General features: G+C 72.8%; 19 protein-coding genes. 12 read left to right on the top strand and 7 right to left on the bottom strand.

All coding sequences use genetic code 11. The features are described 5' to 3' along the window. Window positions 1–42: 42 nt before the first annotated feature. Together COUCH_RS06405 and COUCH_RS06400 are read right to left on the bottom strand one after the other, a co-directional pair. Window positions 43–438, bottom strand: coding sequence for a WhiB family transcriptional regulator (locus tag COUCH_RS06405; protein ID WP_249611175.1), 396 nt, complete (start codon window positions 436–438; stop codon window positions 43–45). Between the two features lie 242 nt (window positions 439–680). Further along, window positions 681–1,370: an SOS response-associated peptidase gene (locus tag COUCH_RS06400; protein WP_249611174.1), complete on the bottom strand. Its 690-nt coding sequence runs from the start codon at window positions 1,368–1,370 to the stop codon at window positions 681–683. Window positions 1,371–1,494: 124 nt separating this feature from the next. Between COUCH_RS06400 and aroA the strand changes: the two genes are divergently transcribed. The 6 genes from aroA (at window position 1,495) to COUCH_RS06370 (ending at window position 7,168) form a co-directional block, all read left to right on the top strand. Continuing rightward, a complete protein-coding gene (aroA, locus tag COUCH_RS06395; RefSeq protein WP_249613589.1) occupies window positions 1,495–2,787 on the top strand; it encodes a 3-phosphoshikimate 1-carboxyvinyltransferase in 1,293 nt (430 codons plus the stop codon). 2 nt (window positions 2,788–2,789) lie between these two features. Next, window positions 2,790–3,842, top strand: a complete 1,053-nt coding sequence (gene rsgA, locus COUCH_RS06390) for a ribosome small subunit-dependent GTPase A (protein ID WP_249613588.1) — start codon at window positions 2,790–2,792, stop codon at window positions 3,840–3,842. A 91-nt stretch (window positions 3,843–3,933) separates the two neighbouring features. Then, the gene (hisN, locus tag COUCH_RS06385; protein WP_249611173.1) at window positions 3,934–4,737 is read left to right on the top strand and encodes a histidinol-phosphatase; all 804 of its coding nucleotides are present in this window, start codon (window positions 3,934–3,936) and stop codon (window positions 4,735–4,737) included. An 82-nt stretch (window positions 4,738–4,819) separates the two neighbouring features. Next, entirely contained in the window at window positions 4,820–5,686 is an 867-nt protein-coding gene (locus tag COUCH_RS06380) for a hypothetical protein (protein WP_249613587.1), read from the top strand. 140 nt (window positions 5,687–5,826) lie between these two features. Then, on the top strand, window positions 5,827–6,600 hold the full coding sequence (locus tag COUCH_RS06375; protein ID WP_249611172.1) for an ATP-binding protein: 774 nt from the start codon (window positions 5,827–5,829) through the stop codon (window positions 6,598–6,600). Window positions 6,601–6,610: 10 nt separating this feature from the next. After that, window positions 6,611–7,168 carry a DUF5709 domain-containing protein gene (locus tag COUCH_RS06370; protein WP_249611171.1) on the top strand — a complete coding sequence of 186 codons (558 nt, stop codon included), beginning with the start codon at window positions 6,611–6,613 and terminating at the stop codon, window positions 7,166–7,168. 41 nt (window positions 7,169–7,209) lie between these two features. Here the strand turns inward: COUCH_RS06370 and COUCH_RS06365 are convergent, their stop codons facing one another. Both COUCH_RS06365 and macS read right to left on the bottom strand, forming a co-directional pair. After that, on the bottom strand, window positions 7,210–7,839 hold the full coding sequence (locus tag COUCH_RS06365) for a response regulator (RefSeq protein ID WP_249613586.1): 630 nt from the start codon (window positions 7,837–7,839) through the stop codon (window positions 7,210–7,212). Between the two features lie 20 nt (window positions 7,840–7,859). Then, window positions 7,860–8,990, bottom strand: a complete 1,131-nt coding sequence (gene macS / locus COUCH_RS06360) for a MacS family sensor histidine kinase (RefSeq protein ID WP_249611170.1) — start codon at window positions 8,988–8,990, stop codon at window positions 7,860–7,862. A gap of 25 nt (window positions 8,991–9,015) precedes the next feature. On the opposite strand from macS, the gene COUCH_RS06355 reads away from it, so the two are divergent. The 3 genes from COUCH_RS06355 to COUCH_RS06345 all read left to right on the top strand — a co-directional run bounded on the left by COUCH_RS06355 (window position 9,016) and on the right by COUCH_RS06345 (window position 11,994). Further along, window positions 9,016–9,432 (top strand): ATP-binding protein, encoded by a 417-nt coding sequence (locus COUCH_RS06355; protein WP_249611169.1) that lies wholly within the window; start codon window positions 9,016–9,018, stop codon window positions 9,430–9,432. Window positions 9,433–9,547: 115 nt separating this feature from the next. Continuing rightward, entirely contained in the window at window positions 9,548–10,621 is a 1,074-nt protein-coding gene (locus COUCH_RS06350) for a carbohydrate-binding protein (RefSeq protein ID WP_249611168.1), read from the top strand. Window positions 10,622–10,746: 125 nt separating this feature from the next. Further along, window positions 10,747–11,994 carry a glycoside hydrolase family 16 protein gene (locus tag COUCH_RS06345; protein ID WP_249611167.1) on the top strand — a complete coding sequence of 416 codons (1,248 nt, stop codon included), beginning with the start codon at window positions 10,747–10,749 and terminating at the stop codon, window positions 11,992–11,994. Window positions 11,995–12,048: 54 nt separating this feature from the next. On the opposite strand, the gene COUCH_RS06340 is transcribed toward COUCH_RS06345, so the two are convergent. Then, entirely contained in the window at window positions 12,049–13,290 is a 1,242-nt protein-coding gene (locus COUCH_RS06340; protein ID WP_346015970.1) for a chitosanase, read from the bottom strand. Window positions 13,291–13,313: 23 nt separating this feature from the next. Further along, on the bottom strand, window positions 13,314–13,568 hold the full coding sequence (locus COUCH_RS06335; RefSeq protein WP_249611166.1) for a hypothetical protein: 255 nt from the start codon (window positions 13,566–13,568) through the stop codon (window positions 13,314–13,316). 103 nt (window positions 13,569–13,671) lie between these two features. Here COUCH_RS06335 and malQ point away from each other — a divergent pair, with 103 nt between their 5' ends. The 3 genes from malQ to COUCH_RS06320 all read left to right on the top strand — a co-directional run bounded on the left by malQ (window position 13,672) and on the right by COUCH_RS06320 (window position 16,032). Next, window positions 13,672–15,615 carry a 4-alpha-glucanotransferase gene (gene malQ / locus COUCH_RS06330; protein ID WP_249611165.1) on the top strand — a complete coding sequence of 648 codons (1,944 nt, stop codon included), beginning with the start codon at window positions 13,672–13,674 and terminating at the stop codon, window positions 15,613–15,615. Then, window positions 15,612–15,791 (top strand): antitoxin, encoded by a 180-nt coding sequence (locus COUCH_RS06325; protein ID WP_249611164.1) that lies wholly within the window; start codon window positions 15,612–15,614, stop codon window positions 15,789–15,791. Before malQ ends, COUCH_RS06325 begins: the two co-directional genes overlap by 4 nt. A 61-nt stretch (window positions 15,792–15,852) precedes the next feature. Continuing rightward, window positions 15,853–16,032: an antitoxin gene (locus tag COUCH_RS06320; protein ID WP_249611163.1), complete on the top strand. Its 180-nt coding sequence runs from the start codon at window positions 15,853–15,855 to the stop codon at window positions 16,030–16,032. A 30-nt stretch (window positions 16,033–16,062) separates the two neighbouring features. Here the strand turns inward: COUCH_RS06320 and COUCH_RS06315 are convergent, their stop codons facing one another. Continuing rightward, window positions 16,063–16,446: a hypothetical protein gene (locus COUCH_RS06315; protein ID WP_249611162.1), complete on the bottom strand. Its 384-nt coding sequence runs from the start codon at window positions 16,444–16,446 to the stop codon at window positions 16,063–16,065. Window positions 16,447–16,496 lie beyond the last annotated feature (50 nt).

Raw genomic sequence — 16,496 nt, 5'->3', positions numbered from 1 at the left:
CCGGCCGGCGAAGGATCGCCGACCGGCCCGGGTGCTACCGCCTTACCGGCTGACCGGCTCGAGGGTCAGCAGGCGGCGGTCCTCCTCGTCCGGCCCGTCGTCGACCGGGTCGCCGTTGGGCTGGACCCGCTCGCGCCAGGCGATCAGCATCGCGCGGCGCTCGCGGGGCGTGGTGCCGCCCCAGACCCCGTGGCAGTCGCCGACCTGCAGCGCCCAGGCCAGGCAGGGCCCTTGGACGTCGCAGGCTCCGCAGAGCGCGACGGCACTCTCGGAGGGCTCGTTCGGAGCCGGGAAAAAGGTTTCCGGATCAACCGTGCGGCAGGCGCCGCGGGTGCGCCAGGCTTCGTCGGACCGGCGTTCCGCGATGGCTTCCAGGAGCCTCGGGTCACGCCGTGCAATGGCAACTTCATGTGGACGCGGCATACGAGCGCGTGTCATCAGCCCACCTCCCCCGTGGGTACCGGTAGAGCCGTGGCGACGCAGTCCGCACCGTGCGTACCGTCACCACACCGGCGCTGGTTTCTATCGCACCGAGGAAGATCAGAACAAGGGTCTTATCTATCTCGCAACAAAGTTGGGAGTTGAAAAGCCGAACCTATGGGGGCAAAGCGGCACGCGAATGAGCGGCGACACGGCAATTCGGACACCGCTTCCGGCCGCATTGCGGGATACGGAAGCGGTCAGAACAGCGTTGCCTCCAGCTTCGCCGGCGCCGCCGCGGGCGCGATCAGCTCCGGTCCGTTGTTGCGCACGTTGCCCACCCCGGGCCCCACCGGGCGCACCTCGATCGCCGCCAGCTCGTGCTCGGGCAGCGGGCGCAGCAGCTCCCCGGCGTCGCCGCCGCCCGCCAGCCATGCCGGCCAGCGCTCGGCAGGCAGGATCAGCGGCATCCGGTCGTGCACCGAGCGCAGACCGCCCAGCGCGGCGGTGGTCAGCACGCTGCAGGTCAGCGCCTCGCCCCGCCACATCGTCCAGATGCCCGCGAACGCCAGCACCGAGGAGTCGAGCGGGGTCATGTAATACGCCTGGCGCTGCTTGCCCGTGCGGACCCACTCGTACCAGCCGTCCGCCGGGACGAGGCAGCGGCGGCGCTGGAAGGACGGGGCGAACGCCGGCGACTGCGCGACGGTCTCGGCCCGGGCGTTGATCATGCGGGACCCGGCCCGCAGGTCCTCGGCCCACGGCGGCACCAGGCCCCAGCGGGCGGTGTCGACCACCCGCGCGTCGTGGCGCTCGGACATGCGGATCAGCGGCACCGGATCGGTCGGTGCGACGTTCCAGCTGGCGGCCGGCGCCTCGGAGATCGCGACAGCGTCGAAGAGCTCGCCGAGATCGGCTTCGCTCTTCGTCGTCGCGTACCGCCCGCACATGCGCCAGACCCTACGCCGCACGCCGTTCGCCCGCTGACCCGCCGGGCCGCCCGGCCGCACCCGCTCGTGCAGGGTGCCGGCACGCCGGTACGCCGGCGTGAGCTTGTCGTACCCGACCGGCAGAATGGGCGCCGTGACAGCAGAAGCCCGTCCCTGGACAGCGCCGGTCGCCTCGGGTCCCGTGACCGCCACCGTGCGGCTGCCCGGCTCGAAGTCGATGACCGCGCGCGCCCTGGTGCTCAGCGCGCTCGCCGACGGGCCGTCCGAGATCCGTCGCCCGTTGCGCGCCCGCGACACCACGCTGATGGCGGCCGGCCTGCGCGCCCTGGGGGTCGCGATCGACACGTCGTCCGACGACACGTGGACGGTCGAGCCGGGCCCGTTGCGCGGGCCGGCCACCGTGGACGTCGGCCTGGCCGGCACGATCATGCGTTTCGCGCCCCCGGTCGCCGCGCTGGCCGACGGCACGGTGACGTTCGACGGCGACCCGCACGCGCGCAACCGCCCGCTGCGGCCGATCGTCGAGGCGCTGCGGGCCCTCGGGGTCGTCGTCGACTCGTCACCCTCCGGCGGGCTGCCCCTCGTCGTGCGCGGCACCGGCATGGTGGCGGGCGGCGAGGCGGTCATCGACGCCTCCGGCTCCAGCCAGTTCGTCTCGGGTCTGCTGCTGTCCGCGCCGCGCTTCGGCAAGGGGCTGGTGCTGCGGCACGAGGGCCCGCCGGTGCCGTCCGCGCCGCACCTGCGGATGACCACGCACATGCTGCGGGCCGCCGGGGCGGTGGTGGACGAGAGCGTTCCCGACGTGTGGGCCGTCGAGCCGGGGCCGCTGCACGGGCGCACGTGGGAGATCGAGCCGGACCTGTCCGGCGCCGCGCCGTTCTTCGCGGCCGCCATGGTCACCGGCGGTGCGGTCACGCTCGCCGGATGGCCGCGCGACAGCTGGCAGCCCGTCGGCGCGCTGACCGAGCTGCTCACCGCCCTGGGCGCCGAGGTGAGCCAGGGCGACGACGGGCTGACCGTGCGGGGCACCGGCGAGCTGCGCGGCATCGACGCCGACCTGTCCGAGGTCAGCGAGCTCACCCCGGTCGTCGCCGCGCTCGCCGCGCTGGCCGGCTCGCCGTCGTCGCTGCGCGGCGTCGCGCACATCCGCGGGCACGAGACCGACCGCATCGCCGCGCTCGCCCGCGAGCTCGGCAGGGCCGGCGCCGGCGTCGTCGAGCACCCCGACGGGCTGGACATCACCCCCGGCCCGCTGCGGCCGGCCACCCTCGAGACGTATGCGGACCATCGGATGGCCCACGCGGCGGCGGTGATCGGCCTCGCCGCCGGGGGTACGGAGCTCACCGACGTAGCGTGTACGTCGAAGACGCTGCCCGAGTTCCCCGAGCTCTGGGCCGGCCTCGTGACAGGGAGCTGAACCTGCCGCCACGCAAACGGGAGTACGACGAGGACGACGTCCGGATCCGTCCGGGCCGGTCGTCGCGCCCGCGTACCCGCACCCGTCCCAAGCACGAGGACGCCGTCGACGCGCTCGTGATCACCGTGGACCGCGGCCGCTACGGCTGTGTCCGGGAGGACGCCGACAGCGAGCCGGAGATCATCACCGCGATGCGCGCCCGCGAGCTCGGCCGCAAGTCCGTCGTCGTGGGCGACCGGGTGGCCCTGGTCGGCGACGTCTCCGGGGATGCGGGCGCGCTCGCCCGCATCGTGCGCATCTCGGAGCGCACGTCCGTGCTGCGCCGTACGGCCGACGACGACGACACCACGCCGGAGGGCCGCCTCGAGCGGGTCGTCGTGGCCAACGCCGACCAGCTGGTGATCGTCAGCGCGCTGGCCGACCCGCCGCCGCGGACGGGCTTCATCGACCGGTGCCTGGTGGCCGCCTACGACGCCGACGTCGAGCCGCTGCTCTGCCTGACCAAGGCGGACCTGGCGGGCCCCGAGCAGGTGCTCGACTACTACGCCGAGCTGGACCTGCCGTACGTGCTGGTGCAGCCGGAGAGCGACCTGGCGGAGCTGCGCGAGCACCTCGCCGGGCGCATCTCGGTGCTGGTCGGGCACTCCGGCGTGGGCAAGTCCACGCTGGTCAACCGGCTCGTGCCGGACGCGCTGCGGGCTGTCGGCGTGGTCAGCGCCGTCGGCAAGGGGCGGCACACCTCGACGAGCGCGGTGGCGCTGCGGCTGCCCCGGGTCCGCAGGAAGGGCGACCCGGGCTGGATCGTGGACACGCCCGGCATCCGCAGCTTCGGGCTCGCCCACGTGAGCGCGGAGAGCCTGCTGCACGGCTTTCCCGACCTGGTCGAGGGCACGGTGGACTGCCCGCCCAACTGCGGGCACACCGCCGCCGACGTGGACTGCGCCCTGGACGCGTGGGTGGCGTCCGGCAAGGCGGATCAGCGCCGGCTGGCCTCGTACCGCCGGCTCCTGAGCAGCCGCGCCGGCGACCTGGACCCGCGCGACCACATGGAGTGACCCGGCGGCCGGGCCACGACCGCGAGCCGCAACGACCCGGGGTGGCCCCCGGTGCGGCGTGACCGCGACCTCGATCGGCTAGCGTGCCCGCATGGCTTCGTACGCCGACGACCTCGCGCTCGCCCACCTGCTGGCCGACACCGCCGACTCGATCTCCATGGCGCGGTTCCGGGCGCTGGACCTGCACGTGCAGTCCAAGCCCGACCTGACCCCGGTCTCCGACGCCGACACCGCCGTCGAGCAGGCGATCCGCTCGACGCTGGCGCGGGCCCGGCCCCGCGACGGCGTGATCGGCGAGGAGTTCGGCAGCTCGACCGCGCCGGCCGGGCAGGGCAACCGGCACTGGGTGATCGACCCGATCGACGGCACGAAGAACTTCATCCGCGGCGTGCCGATCTGGGGCACGCTGATCGCCCTCATGGAGGGCGAGCGGCCGGTGGCCGGGCTGGTCTCCGCGCCCGCGCTGGGCCGCCGGTGGTGGGGCGCGCTGGGGCACGGCGCGTACGCGGGAAAGCACCAGCGGGCCGCCACCAGGATCTCCGTGTCGGGGGTCCGGCGGCTGTCCGACGCGAGCCTGGCGTACGCGAGCCTGCCCGACTGGGAGAAGGCCGGCTACCTGGAGCCGATGCTGGACCTGATGCGCGACACCTGGCGGTCCCGGGGCTACGGCGACTTCTACGGCTACATGCTGCTCGCCGAGGGCGCGGTGGACGCGATGGTCTACCCCGACCTCTCGCTGTGGGACGTGGCGGCGCTGATCCCGATCGTGCTCGAGGCCGGGGGCTCCTTCACCGACCTGGCGGGCCAGCGGGCGCCGGGCGACGGCAGCGCGATCGCTACCAACGGTCACCTCCACGAGGAGATCCTCGGACGGCTGGCACGCGGGCGGGCCTGACGCACCGTTCGTCCTCCGGGGGGCTCCGCGGCTGGTCTATCCTCGCCGAGTGATGTCCGCAGGCTGGGTATACCTGGCAGCCATGATCGGCGCGTACGGGGTGGCGAACCTGCTGCAGTCGGTCGCGGCGGCGCGGACGAGCGTGCACCACACCTTCGATCCGCAGCTGCTGGTGCGCCTGGCCTGTCACCGTACGTATCTGTTCGGTGTCGTCTGTCAGGTCCTGGGCTTCATGCTGGCGTTCTTCGCCCGCAAGGATCTGCCGCTGTTCCTGGTGCAGGCCAGCGTGGCGGCAGGGCTCGGGGTCACCGCGCTGCTGGGCGTCATCGTGCTGAAGTGGGCGCTGCCCGTCGCCGAGCTGGCGCTGCTCACGCTGCTCCTGGTGGGCATCACCGCGCTGGTGGTGTCGGCGCAGCCGGCGCCGTCGCGGCCGCTGGGCACGGCGGGCGTGATCGGGCTGACGGTCGCGCTCGCGGTGATCGGCCTGCTCGGTTTCTTCGCGGTGCGCCTGCACGGTGCCACCGGCTCGGTCGTCCTGGGTTCGCTGGCCGGCATCGCCTTCTCGGCGGCGGCGATCGCGGCGCGCCCGCTGGCGAACGAGCACTCGGCCGCGGGCTTCCTGACGAACCCCCTGCTCTACCTGCTGATCGCGCATTCGGTGGTCGGTCAGCTCCAGCTGGGCCTGGCCATGCAGCGCGGCTCGACCACGGCCGCGGTCGCCGCGATGGACGCCGCCGGGGCGGTGCCCGCGGCGATCGTGGGGCTGCTGCTGCTCGGTGACCGGATCCATCCGGGGCGCGAGTGGCTGGCGGCGTTCGGCTTCGTGATCACGCTCGGTGCGGTCATCGCGATGACCCGGTACGCCGAGCCGCAGCACCACCATGCGACCGCCAGGGCCGCGACCGGGCGACGGGCGGAAGGGGTACCCCTGCGCCCGGCCGCCCGATGAGATGTGCATGAGCGGCGGTCGGCGGGGTACAGACCTCCCCATGACCATGCTTCGCTTATGCACCAAATAGTGCATACCGCGCCAAAGTCCAGTCCTGCAACAATGCGAACGTCCTACGCGTTATGCACAATGGAGTGATCATGCCGAGCGAGGTCCGACACCGGGTCGACGGCGGGCTGACCTACCCGGTCGTCCGCCTCACCGGGGTGCTCGACACCGGCTCCGCCCCCGCCGTGCGGTCGGCTCTGCTCGACGTCCTGGCCGGGCAGCCGGAGGCCCTGGTCGTCGACGTGCGCGAGCTCTCCCTCGACGAGCCCGGCGCGATCACCGTGCTGCGCGACGTCGCCCGGGCCGGCGCCGAATGGCCGGGCGCGCCCCTCGTGGTCTGCGCCGCCGGCGACGCCCGCGCCTGGCACGGGCTGGGCCTGCCCACGTGGTCCACGCCCGAGGAGGCGTTCACCGCCCTCGGCGACCCCGCCCCGGACCACTTCCTGACCACGCCGCTCCAGCCGGTCGTCGGCGCCGCCCGGCGCTCCCGCGAGCTCGTCACGGAGGCCTGCGCCCGCTGGGAGCTGCGCGACCTGGCCGGCCCCGCGTGCATCGTCGTCACCGAGATGGTCAACAACGTGGTGGCGCACGCGCACACGGACATGGTCGTCCTGCTCGGGCTGCACGGCGGGACGATGACCGTGGCGGTGCGCGACCGCTCCCCCGAGGTGCCCCGCTACTCCGGCGAGCCCGTGCCGGTGACCTCGTACGGCGGCCGCGGCCTGCTGCTCATCGACTCGGTGGCCAGCCGCTGGGGCTGCCTGCCGGTGTCCGACGGCAAGGTGGTGTGGGCCGCGCTCGCGGGCGACGAGGAGCCGGCGGGCGATCTGCGCGGCACAGGCATGGCCGGGCACTCCCGCGGGTAGTCATCACCTCATGCGAGACGACGACTTCCCGACCGAGGTCTCCGATCCGGAGGCGTCCGGCCTGCCCGAGACCGCGGACGACGATTCCAACGCGTACGACGAGGTGGACAGCGGCCGCTGGGCGGACGGCCCCGACCCGGCCGCGCTCGCGGGGGTGGGACCGGGCGGCGCGAACCGCTACGGCAACACCGCCGAGGAGCAGCGCGAGGGCGAATCGCTCGACTACCGGCTCAGCCAGGAGCGGCCCGACGTCGGCGCGGAGGACCCGCTCCCGCCCCGGCGCGACCCGTACGACGAGACCGTCGACGACCCGGAGCAGCGGCAGCTCGACGCGGACGTGTGGGGCCAGAGCCCGACGTCCGACCCGAACTCCCCGGTCTCGATGTACGACGACGGCCAGCTCGACGACGTCGCCCCGCGGCCGGTGGGGCGCCTGGTCGAGTCGGACGAGGGCTTCGGCACCGACGACGAGCCGGACAGCGTGGCGTACGACGCGGGGGCGGCCGGCGGCGGCGCCTCGGCGGAGGAGGCGGCCATGCACGAGACCAACGCCCCGAACTACCACTGAGAACTCGGGTGCCCCGGCGGCGACGGCTGCCGGGGCGCTCGTCAGTCCAGGCCCTGCTCGATCGCATAGCGGGTGAGCTCCACCCGGTTGTGCAGTTGCAGCTTGCCCAGCGTGTTCTGCACGTGGTTCTGCACGGTCCGGTGGCTCAGCACCAGCCGCTCCGCGATCTGCCGGTAGGACAGGCCCTTGGCGACCAGCCGCAGCACCTCGGTCTCGCGCTCGGTCAGCTTGGGCGTCATGCCGTCGTCCCCGGCGGGCTCGACGGCCAGCCGCCGGAATTCCCCGAGCACCAGCCCGGCCAGCCCCGGCGTGAACACGGTGTCGCCGGCGGCCGTACGCCCCACCGCCTCGAGGAACTCCGCCTGACCGGCCGACTTGAGCAGGTACCCGGACGCGCCCGCCTTGACCGCGTCGAGGACGCTCTGCTGCTCCCCGCTGGCCGACAGCATGAGCACCCGGACCGACGGCAGTGCCGCGAGCAGCCCGGTGATCACCTCGACCCCGGAGATGTCCGGCAGCTGCAGGTCCAGCACGACCACGTCGGGCCGCGCGGCGCCGGCGATCCGCACGGCCTGGCGGCCCTCCCCGGTCGTCGCGACGACGTCGTACCCGGCCGCGGCGAGGTCGCGCGCCACGCCTTCGCGCCACATCGGGTGGTCGTCGACCACCATCACCTTGACTGCCACGCCGCTCACCCTATCGAGGGGCGGGGGACGCGGAGCTCGACCTCCGTACCCTCGCCCGGCGCCGAGGTGATCGTCACGGTGCCGTCGAGGTCGGCGATGCGGCCCCGGATCGACTGGGCGACCCCGAGCCGGCCCTGATGCTCGGCCTCGGTGAGGCGCTCGGGCGCGATGCCGCAGCCGTCGTCGCGGACGCTGACCGTCACGGAGCCGGGCTCGTCCTCGACGAGCACCCACACCTTGGTGCCGGGGTCGCAGTGCCGGGTGACGTTGTCGAGGGCGGCCGCGACCGCGGCCGCGATCTCGGTGGCGGCGTGGCCGGGCAGGCGGACCGCTTGCGCGGGTGCCGCGACCGACACCGTGGCCGACGCGTACGGCTCCAGCAGCGTCATCAGGTCGACCTCGGCGTTGGCGTCCACGGGCGCCGCGGTGCGCCCGGTGACCAGGGTGCGCAGCGCCGCCTCCTGCTCGCCGGCGAGGCGCGCGAGCTCCCCGGCCTCCCCGTCGAGGCCGGCGCCCCGGCGCTTGACGAGGGCGAGGACCTGCAGCACCGAGTCGTGGATGTCGCGCGCGAGCCGTTCCCGTTCCCGTGTGGCGGCCTCCATCTGGATCGCGCGCTCCAGGCGCCGCTGGGACACCTCGGCGATGCCCACGAGGTAGCCGACGGCGAGCGCCGCGAGCAGCATCAGCACGGTGCCGGTGTACGCCGCCTGGTCGTAGTGGTTGCGCACGACCAGATCCGTGGCGCCCATGGCGAGCGCCGCGGCGATGCCCCAGCGGCGGCCGCCGGCCACGGCCCAGGCGATGACCGGGGCGACGTGCCAGGCGACGGCGAGCGTGGGCTTGCCGTCCTTGAGTGCGGCCGGGCCGACGATCCAGGCGCTGGACGCCATCACCGCCATGGTGACGATCAGGTCGGCGACGAGCAGCGGCGGCCGGCGCCGGGCCGGTACGGCGTACGCGTACGTGGTGAAGACGGTCCAGCCCGCGGTCAGCGCGAGCACCGGCCACGCGAGCACCGGACGCTCGTACACGCTGACGTTCTGCACCACGAGGATGGTCACGTACACCAGGGCGGCGATGCGGTACACCGCGATCGCGCGCCAGAGCGGCGTTTGGAGCCCGCTCGATTCCGCCATGGGCTGACCCTACTCACCGAGCAGAATGATCAGGGGTCGCCTACCGTCTGAAGACATCGGTACGGAAGTGCTCATCTCGGAGACGTTCGACCGCAGCCGGGTCGCACCGCTGCGGCATGCCGTCGCGGCCCGGGCGGGCGCGGCCGGGCTCACCGGGGACCGGCTCGACGATTTCGTCGTGGCCGTGAACGAATTGCTGACCAACGCCGTGCGCCACGGCGGCGGCACCGGTCATCTGACCCTGTGGTGTGAGGCGTGTGCCGTGACCTGTGAGGTCGTCGACAGCGGCGCCGGCGTGGGTCAGCTGCGCGAGGAGAAGCCGGCGCCCGATGAGCCGGGCGGGTGGGGCCTTTATCTCGTCCGGGAGCTCACCGACACATTCGCGATCAAAAGCGGACCCGAAGGGACGGCCGTACGCATCTCGAGCCGCGTCACCGGCTGAAAACCTGAATCTTTTTTTAATTGCCCGGATTCACCCTTGACCTTTGCCCCTGGATCTTCTTAGGTCTCTGCTGAAGCACCAGCAACACCGCCACCGCTCCCCCGGAGGTTCCCCCGTGCCGCGACACAGCGCGCCGCAGCAGCCCGCCTGGCTGCGTCCCCGACTCGTCGTCACGCTCGCCGTCGCGACCGCCGGCCTGGCCACCGCGATTTGGCTGCCGACGCGCAACGACAGCGCCGACGCGGCGGAGCGTGACCGCGGCGGACGCACCGAGCAGCGCCACGGCTGGCAGGGCGGCACGTCGCCGGACAGCTTCACCGACGACTTCGACGGGGCGGCCGGCAGCACGGTCGACCCGCAGAAGTGGGTGCTGGACACGAGCCGCTCCGACGACGGCCTGCAGTTCAGCCAGAGCACCCGCAACGCGCGCCTGGACGGCGAGGGCAACCTGCTGCTGACCGCCCGCGAGGGCCGCCGCAGCGGACTCACCTCGGCCCGGCTGGTCTCCCGGTCGACGTTCCGCCGCGAGTCGGGCGAGGTCTCGGCCCGGATCCAGGTGTCCGCCGGGGAGGGTCTGCGCCCGGCGTTCGAGCTGATCAGCGCGGGCGCGCCGGGCGGCGCCGCGATGAACCTGCTCGCCGAGCCGGTCGCCGACGGCTTCCACACGTACGCGGCCTCCTGGACCGCCGGCACCCTCACGTTCTCCGTCGACGGCACCGTGGTGCGGCAGATGGAGGTCCCGGGCGACGCGACGGACCGGCCGTTCAGCCTCGCGTTGAGCCTTGTGGTCACCGACGGGCGCCGCGCGGAGCTGCCGGCCCGCATGGTCGTCGACGCGGTGAACGTGACCGGGGCGACCGAGCCGTCGGCGCCCCCGACCACGTCCGCGCCCACCGGGGAGCCGACCGCCCCGGCGACCACCCCGCCGACGACCGAGCCGACAGCGGAGCCGACCACGCCGCCGACGACCGAGCCGACCGTCGTGCCCACCACCACCGCACCGCCCACGACCCCGCCCACGACCCCGCCCGCGTCGAAGCCGGCCAAGCAGGCGTGGAAGCCGTTCACCGACTACGCCGCCGGCCAGATCGTGACCTTCAAGGGTGCCGATTACGAGGTGCTGGAGGCACACACCTCGCTGCCCGGCTGGGAGCCGACGGCGCTGCCCAGCCTCTTCAAGAAGCTCTGAGGGAAAACCTCCGCGGGAAAACCGGTTATCGGGAGTTCCGGAACTGATCTCCCTTGACTGGCGGCAGTCGATTTGTAAAGACTGCTAAGAGTGTTACAAACCTCTTCCCCCGGAGGCACATCCCCATGCGCGCAGCACGAGTTCTCCTGGCCGCGGCGGTAGTCGCGGTCACCGTCTCGGGCGGCCTCTTCGCCGCCTCCCGTAACGACACAGCCGATGCCGCGATCGGCGGCATCACCTGGTCCGACGAGTTCAACGGCGCCGCCGGCTCCTCGGTCGACCCCGCCAAGTGGAAGTTCGACATCGGCGGCAGCGGCTTCGGCAACGACGAGCGGCAGTACTACACCAATTCGACCAGCAATGTGTCGATGGACGGCCAGGGCCACCTCGCGATCACCGCGCGCAAGGAGAACCCGGCCAACTACCAGTGCCACTACGGCACCTGCCAGTACACGTCCGGCCGCATCCTCACGGCCGACAAGTTCTCCCAGACGTACGGCCGCTTCGAGGCGAGCATCAAGATCCCGCGGGGCCAGGGCATCTGGCCGGCGTTCTGGATGCTGGGCGGCAACAGCTGGCCCAACACCGGCGAGATCGACATCATGGAGAACGTCGGCAAGGCCCCGAACACCGTGTACGGCACGGTGCACGGCCCCGGCTACTCCGGCGCGGAGGGCATCGGCGGCAACCGTACGCTTGGCTTCCCGCTCGCCGACGGCTTCCACAACTACCGGGTGGACTGGTCGCCCAACCTGATCGTCTGGTACCTCGACGGCTCGGAGTACTTCCGGGTCACGCCGTCCAACCTCGGCGGCGACCAGTGGGTGTTCGACCACAACTTCTTCATGATCCTGAACGTGGCGGTCGGCGGCTACTGGCCGGGCTACCCGGACGGCACGACCCAGTTCCCGCAGACCATGCTCGTCGACTACGTCCGCGTCTCGGCCTGGAACAACGACGGCGGCGGCACCACCCCGCCCCCCACGAGCGGCGCCACGATGCTCAAGTCGAACTTCAGCGGCCGCTGCATCGACATCCCGAACGCCAGTGCGGTGGACGGCGCCCGGCTGCAGCTCTGGGACTGCAACAACAGCAACGCGCAGAAGTGGTCGTTCGCGAGCAACGGCACCCTGCAGGCGATGGGCAAGTGCATGGACCCGGCCGGCGGCGCGCTGACCAACGGCACGCCGATCCAGCTGGTCACCTGCAACGGCAACCCGGTGCAGCGGTTCACCCTCTCGGGTGCCGGCGACCTGGTGAACGTCTCCGCCAACAAGTGCGTCGACGTCAAGGACTGGAACAACGCCAACGGCGCCCAGCTCCAGCTCTGGGACTGCGGCGGCACGAGCAACCAGAAGTGGACCAAGGCCTGACCTGAGCGGATCCGGATGCCGGCAGCCCCGAGCGGGCTGCCGGCATCCGCCGTGTCAGGAGCCGACGGCGAAGCGGTCGCCGTACACGTGCCAGGTCAGCGGGGCGTCGAGGTCGAGGTTGCCGGTACGCAGGAACACCCGCTGGGCCGTCTCCACCCGGCTGACGTCGCTGTGTGCTTCCTCCGTACGCATCTCCGCGACCCGGGCGTCGAGGAACGCACCCAGCCAGACCGTCTCGTCGCCGCCCTGCTTCGGGGTCTTCGCGACGCGCAGGGCCGCCGAGCGGATGCTGCGCAGCCCCGACATGCCGTGCATGACCGCGGCGTCGTAGTACGCGAACTGCCCGAGCGCCCGCACGCCGTCGGCGGTGGCCAGGGTGACCGCCGGATCGAAGTACATGCTGTCCCGCGCGTCCTCCTGCGTCTTGCGGAAGACCGGATCGGCGGCGGCCGCCTTCCACGCGGCGGGGAAGCCGGGGTCGAGCCCCGCGTGCGAGGCCGAGCCGTCGACGGCCCGCAGGGCGGGCAGATACCTCGCAAGCTTGTTCTGCGGGGAGCGCCGGGTGTATTCGGTGACCACGGCCAGCATGTCCGAGGTCCCGGAGCAGAACCCGATGATGCCGCCGGTGTAGCCGCGCCCGTCCCGGATGTCCTCGATGTAGCCGAACTGCCCGCGCCAGTTCAGCGTCGAGTTCTCCGCGCTGGAGACCAGCTGGAAGGCGAGCTCCTTCTTCGCGGGGTCGGCCAGCCCGGTGGCCGCGGGCGGGACGGTGGCGGGTGCGGTGGTCGGCGTGGTCCGGCTGGCCGGACCGGGGCCGTACGCCTGCATCTCGAACAAGGAGTATCCCGAGGCCCACGCGCGCTGTGTCGCCAGCAGGCGCAGGTAGCGTCCCGAACCGCGCAGGTTCTTGAGGTCGTCGGCGCCGCCGTTGCCGGACTGGGTGCGGTAGATGTCGGTCCAGGTGGCGCCGTCCATGGACAGCTGCAGCCGGTACGCCCGCGCGTACGCCTTGTCCCAGTTGAGGCGTACGCGGGTGACCGCCTGGGAACGGCCCAGGTCGAGGCGCAGCCACTGGGTCCCGGCCGCGGTGGAGCTCGTCCAGCGGGTCGTGACGTCGCCGTCGACGGCCATCGCCCCCGTACGGGCGGCGTCCTTGGCGCTGGACGCGAGCACCGGGTGCGTCCGGGAGAGCAACACGTCCGGCGCCGCGTCCGCGGTCATCGACACGACCAGCGGCACGGTGCAGACCGCGGCGATCCCCACGCCGAGCGCGACGACGCTTGCCCGCAACCTCACCCCTCGACGGTAGGGGCGGCCCCTCAGCGGCGTTTGCGGTTCCGGGAAATCAGGACGACCGCCAGGACGATGCCGCCGACCACGAACAGGCAGCACAGGCCGCCGACGATCGGGAAGAAGCCGAAACCGCTGCGCCGGCGGCGGTACTTCGCCGCCTCCAGGACGACGCCGTCGACGCCCTTGCTCGCCGCCCAGGCGTGCACGGGCACCACGAGGGTCAGGGCCACGCCGGTCACGGCCGCGCTCAACCGGGCCCACCACTTCGCTGCAGAAGACATGGCACCCAGTCTGGCCGACCTCCGCAAGACCGGCAGGGCGGGACACCCCGCATAGCCGGCACAGGGCAGGGTATGCAGCAGGAACTTCAGATAGGGGGCGGAGTTGGACGCTGAGCTGACCGCGCTGGCCGAGGCGCACGGGGTCGCGACCTGGTACGAGGACTGGCACCGCGAGCGCAAGGACGTCGCATCCGAGTCGGTGATCGGGGTGCTCGGCCTGCTGGGCGTGGACGCGTCGTCCCCGGCCTCGATCAAGCGTGAGCTCGCCGCGATCCGGGCCGCCGAGGAGCAGCAGCGGCTGCCCGGCACGATCGTGGTGCGCCAGGGCGAGACGCGGCCGCTGCCCGGGCCCGGCAGCATCGTCCAGGAGGACGGCACCGCGCTGGAGGTCACCGGGATCACCGCGGACCTGCCGCTGGGCTGGCACCGGCTCACCGTCGCCGACCAGGAGGTGACGCTGGTCGTCGTGCCGCAGCGCCTGCCCGAGCCACCCGAGGCGTGGGGCTGGATGATCCAGCTGTACGCGTTGCACTCCGCCGCCTCCTGGGGCATGGGCGACCTCGGCGACCTGCGCTCGTTCGTCGAGCAGAGCCAGGGCGCCGACCTGATCCTGCTCAACCCGCTGCACGCCATCACTCCCACCACGCCCGTGCAGACGTCGCCGTACTCGCCGTCGAGCCGGCGCTTCGCCAACCCGCTGTACCTGCGGGTGGCCGACACCGACGCGTACCGGCGGGCCGACGCCGGGCTGCGGGCACGGGTCGACGCGCTGCGGCCCGGCACCACCGCGGACGGCCTCATCGACTACAGCGCGGTGTGGGAGGCGAAACGGGCCGCCCTGGAGCTGCTCTGGCCGCTGGCCGGCGAGATCGACGTGGACGCCGACCCGGGCCTGACCGACTTCGCCACGTTCTGCGCCCTGGCCGAGGAGCACGGCGCCAACTGGCACGACTGGCCGGAGGAGCTGCGCCGGCCCGACACCCCGCAGGTACGCGAGGCCCGCAAGGGTGAGCGGGTCGCGTTCCACGTGTGGCTGCAGGACCTGCTCACCGCCCAGCTCGACGCGGCGAACGAGGCCGCCCGGGCGCACGGCATGCCCGTCGGGATCGTGCACGACCTCGCCGTCGGCATCGACCCGAGCGGCGCGGACGGATGGCTGCTGCAGGACGTGCTGGCCGCCGGGGTGCACGCGGGCGCCCCGCCGGACGCGTTCAACCAGCTCGGCCAGGACTGGGGGCTCGCGGCGTGGCGGCCCGACCAGCTCATCGCCACCGGGTACGCGGCGTACCGCGACATGCTCCGGCGCATCTTCCGGCACGCGGGCGGCCTGCGCGTCGACCACGTGGCCGGGCTGTGGCGGCTGTGGTGGGTGCCGCCGGGCATGGGTCCCGCGGAGGGCACGTACGTGCACTACGACCCCGACGCCATGCTGGGCATCCTCGCGCTGGAGGCCGAACGGGCCGGCGCCGTGGTGGTCGGCGAGGACCTCGGCACCGTGCTCCCGGTGGTCACCGAGACGCTCGAGGACATGAACATGCTCGGCTCGGCGGTGCTGTGGTTCACCCGCGACTACGAGAACGACCCGGACGAGGGCTACCTGCCGGCGTCGCGGTACAAGCGCAACGCCCTGGCCACGATCTCCACCCACGACCTGCCGACCGCCGCGGGCTTCCTCGCCGGCGAGCAGGTGAAGGTACGCGCGGAGCTCGGCCAGCTCGCCGGCTCTGTCGAGGAGGAGCGCAGGAACGCGGACAGGGACCGCGCCCAGCTGCTGGCCCGCCTCACCGAGGAGGGGCTGATCACGACGGAGAGCACCCCCGAGGACATCGTGGTCGCGATGCACGAGTTCCTGGCCCGTACGCCGTCCCGCTTCGTCACCGCCTCGCTCTACGACGTGCTGGGCGAGCTGGACCAGCCCAACCTGCCCGGCACGACCGACGAGTACCCCAACTGGAGGATGCCGTTGCGTACGCCGTTGGAGAAGATCTCGGAGGACCCGCGGGTGGCGCGGGTCGCCGAGGTGCTGAGCGCGAGGAGGGCCCGATGAGTTTCCTGGACAAGGCGAAGGAGTTCGCCGACAAGCACGACGAGCAGGTCGATCAGGTGCTGGAGAAGCTCGGCGACGAGGTCGACAACCGCACCGGGCACAAGTACACGAGCCAGATCGACCGGGGCGTGGACGAGGCGCAGAAGCGTACGGGCGACGGCGACACCCGGTCGTAGAGGTTTCCGGGGGCCCTGTCCGGGAAGTTCGTCAGGCGTACACCGATGAGAGGACGACGCCATGAGCTTCATGGACAAGGCCAAGGACTTCGCCGACCAGCACGACGAGCAGGTCGACCAGGGCCTCGAGAAGGCCGGCGACCAGGTCGACCAGCGCACCGGCAACAAGTACTCGGACCAGATCGACAAGGGCGTCGACCAGGCGCAGGCGCGTACCGGCGAGGGCGACACCCAGCAGTGACCGCATGACCCGGCCCCGCCGGCTCGCCCGTCAGACGGCGAGCGGCGGGGGCCCCGGGTCGTCGTCCAGGGCGAACAGCATCGGGTGCACGGCCAGCCGGTGGTCCCGTTCCCGGCAGCGGGCCGGCGGGAGCAGCGACGAGCGGTGCTCCGGGTGCTCCGCGCAGTGGCGCATCGCCCGGCTCACGGCGTCGGAGTGGTGCCGGCCGCCGCCGTACTCACCGCAGTTGCCGCAGTCCCAGCGCCAGAACGCCGGCCCCTCGTCGGAGTCGTGCCGCCGGATCTTCAGCGGCGGCCCGGACCGGTGCTGGGCGGCCGCCAGAACGGCCGTCATGTCGGCGGTGGCCGGCGGCCCGGACGTCCGCCCCGGCCCGCCACCGATGATCTCGGCCAGTGCGCTGCCCGTACCCGACACCACTCACCTCCGCATTCGTCGATCGCGCCCAGTGTGGACCGCCCCGGCGG

The organism is Couchioplanes caeruleus (genome assembly GCF_023499255.1).
Taxonomy (GTDB): Bacteria; Actinomycetota; Actinomycetes; order Mycobacteriales; family Micromonosporaceae; genus Actinoplanes; species Actinoplanes caeruleus_A.
Note: the sequence above shows the minus strand (reverse complement) of the source record. Positions and strands in the feature narration are given on the sequence as shown.

Bases quoted from the DNA above. Each gene is read 5' to 3' on its own strand.
- COUCH_RS06405 (WP_249611175.1), bottom strand. From the start codon at position 438: ATGACACGCGCTCGTATGCCGCGTCCACATGAAGTTGCCATTGCACGG.
- aroA (WP_249613589.1), top strand. From the start codon at position 1,495: ATGGGCGCCGTGACAGCAGAAGCCCGTCCCTGGACAGCGCCGGTCGCC.
- macS (WP_249611170.1), bottom strand. From the start codon at position 8,990: ATGGCGGAATCGAGCGGGCTCCAAACGCCGCTCTGGCGCGCGATCGCG.
- COUCH_RS06320 (WP_249611163.1), top strand. From the start codon at position 15,853: ATGAGCTTCATGGACAAGGCCAAGGACTTCGCCGACCAGCACGACGAG.
- COUCH_RS06375 (WP_249611172.1), top strand. From the start codon at position 5,827: ATGCCGAGCGAGGTCCGACACCGGGTCGACGGCGGGCTGACCTACCCG.
- COUCH_RS06380 (WP_249613587.1), top strand. From the start codon at position 4,820: ATGATCGGCGCGTACGGGGTGGCGAACCTGCTGCAGTCGGTCGCGGCG.
- COUCH_RS06335 (WP_249611166.1), bottom strand. From the start codon at position 13,568: ATGTCTTCTGCAGCGAAGTGGTGGGCCCGGTTGAGCGCGGCCGTGACC.
- COUCH_RS06365 (WP_249613586.1), bottom strand. From the start codon at position 7,839: ATGGTGGTCGACGACCACCCGATGTGGCGCGAAGGCGTGGCGCGCGAC.
- COUCH_RS06325 (WP_249611164.1), top strand. From the start codon at position 15,612: ATGAGTTTCCTGGACAAGGCGAAGGAGTTCGCCGACAAGCACGACGAG.
- hisN (WP_249611173.1), top strand. From the start codon at position 3,934: ATGGCTTCGTACGCCGACGACCTCGCGCTCGCCCACCTGCTGGCCGAC.
- COUCH_RS06400 (WP_249611174.1), bottom strand. From the start codon at position 1,370: ATGTGCGGGCGGTACGCGACGACGAAGAGCGAAGCCGATCTCGGCGAG.
- COUCH_RS06355 (WP_249611169.1), top strand. From the start codon at position 9,016: ATGATCAGGGGTCGCCTACCGTCTGAAGACATCGGTACGGAAGTGCTC.
- COUCH_RS06345 (WP_249611167.1), top strand. From the start codon at position 10,747: ATGCGCGCAGCACGAGTTCTCCTGGCCGCGGCGGTAGTCGCGGTCACC.
- COUCH_RS06370 (WP_249611171.1), top strand. From the start codon at position 6,611: ATGCGAGACGACGACTTCCCGACCGAGGTCTCCGATCCGGAGGCGTCC.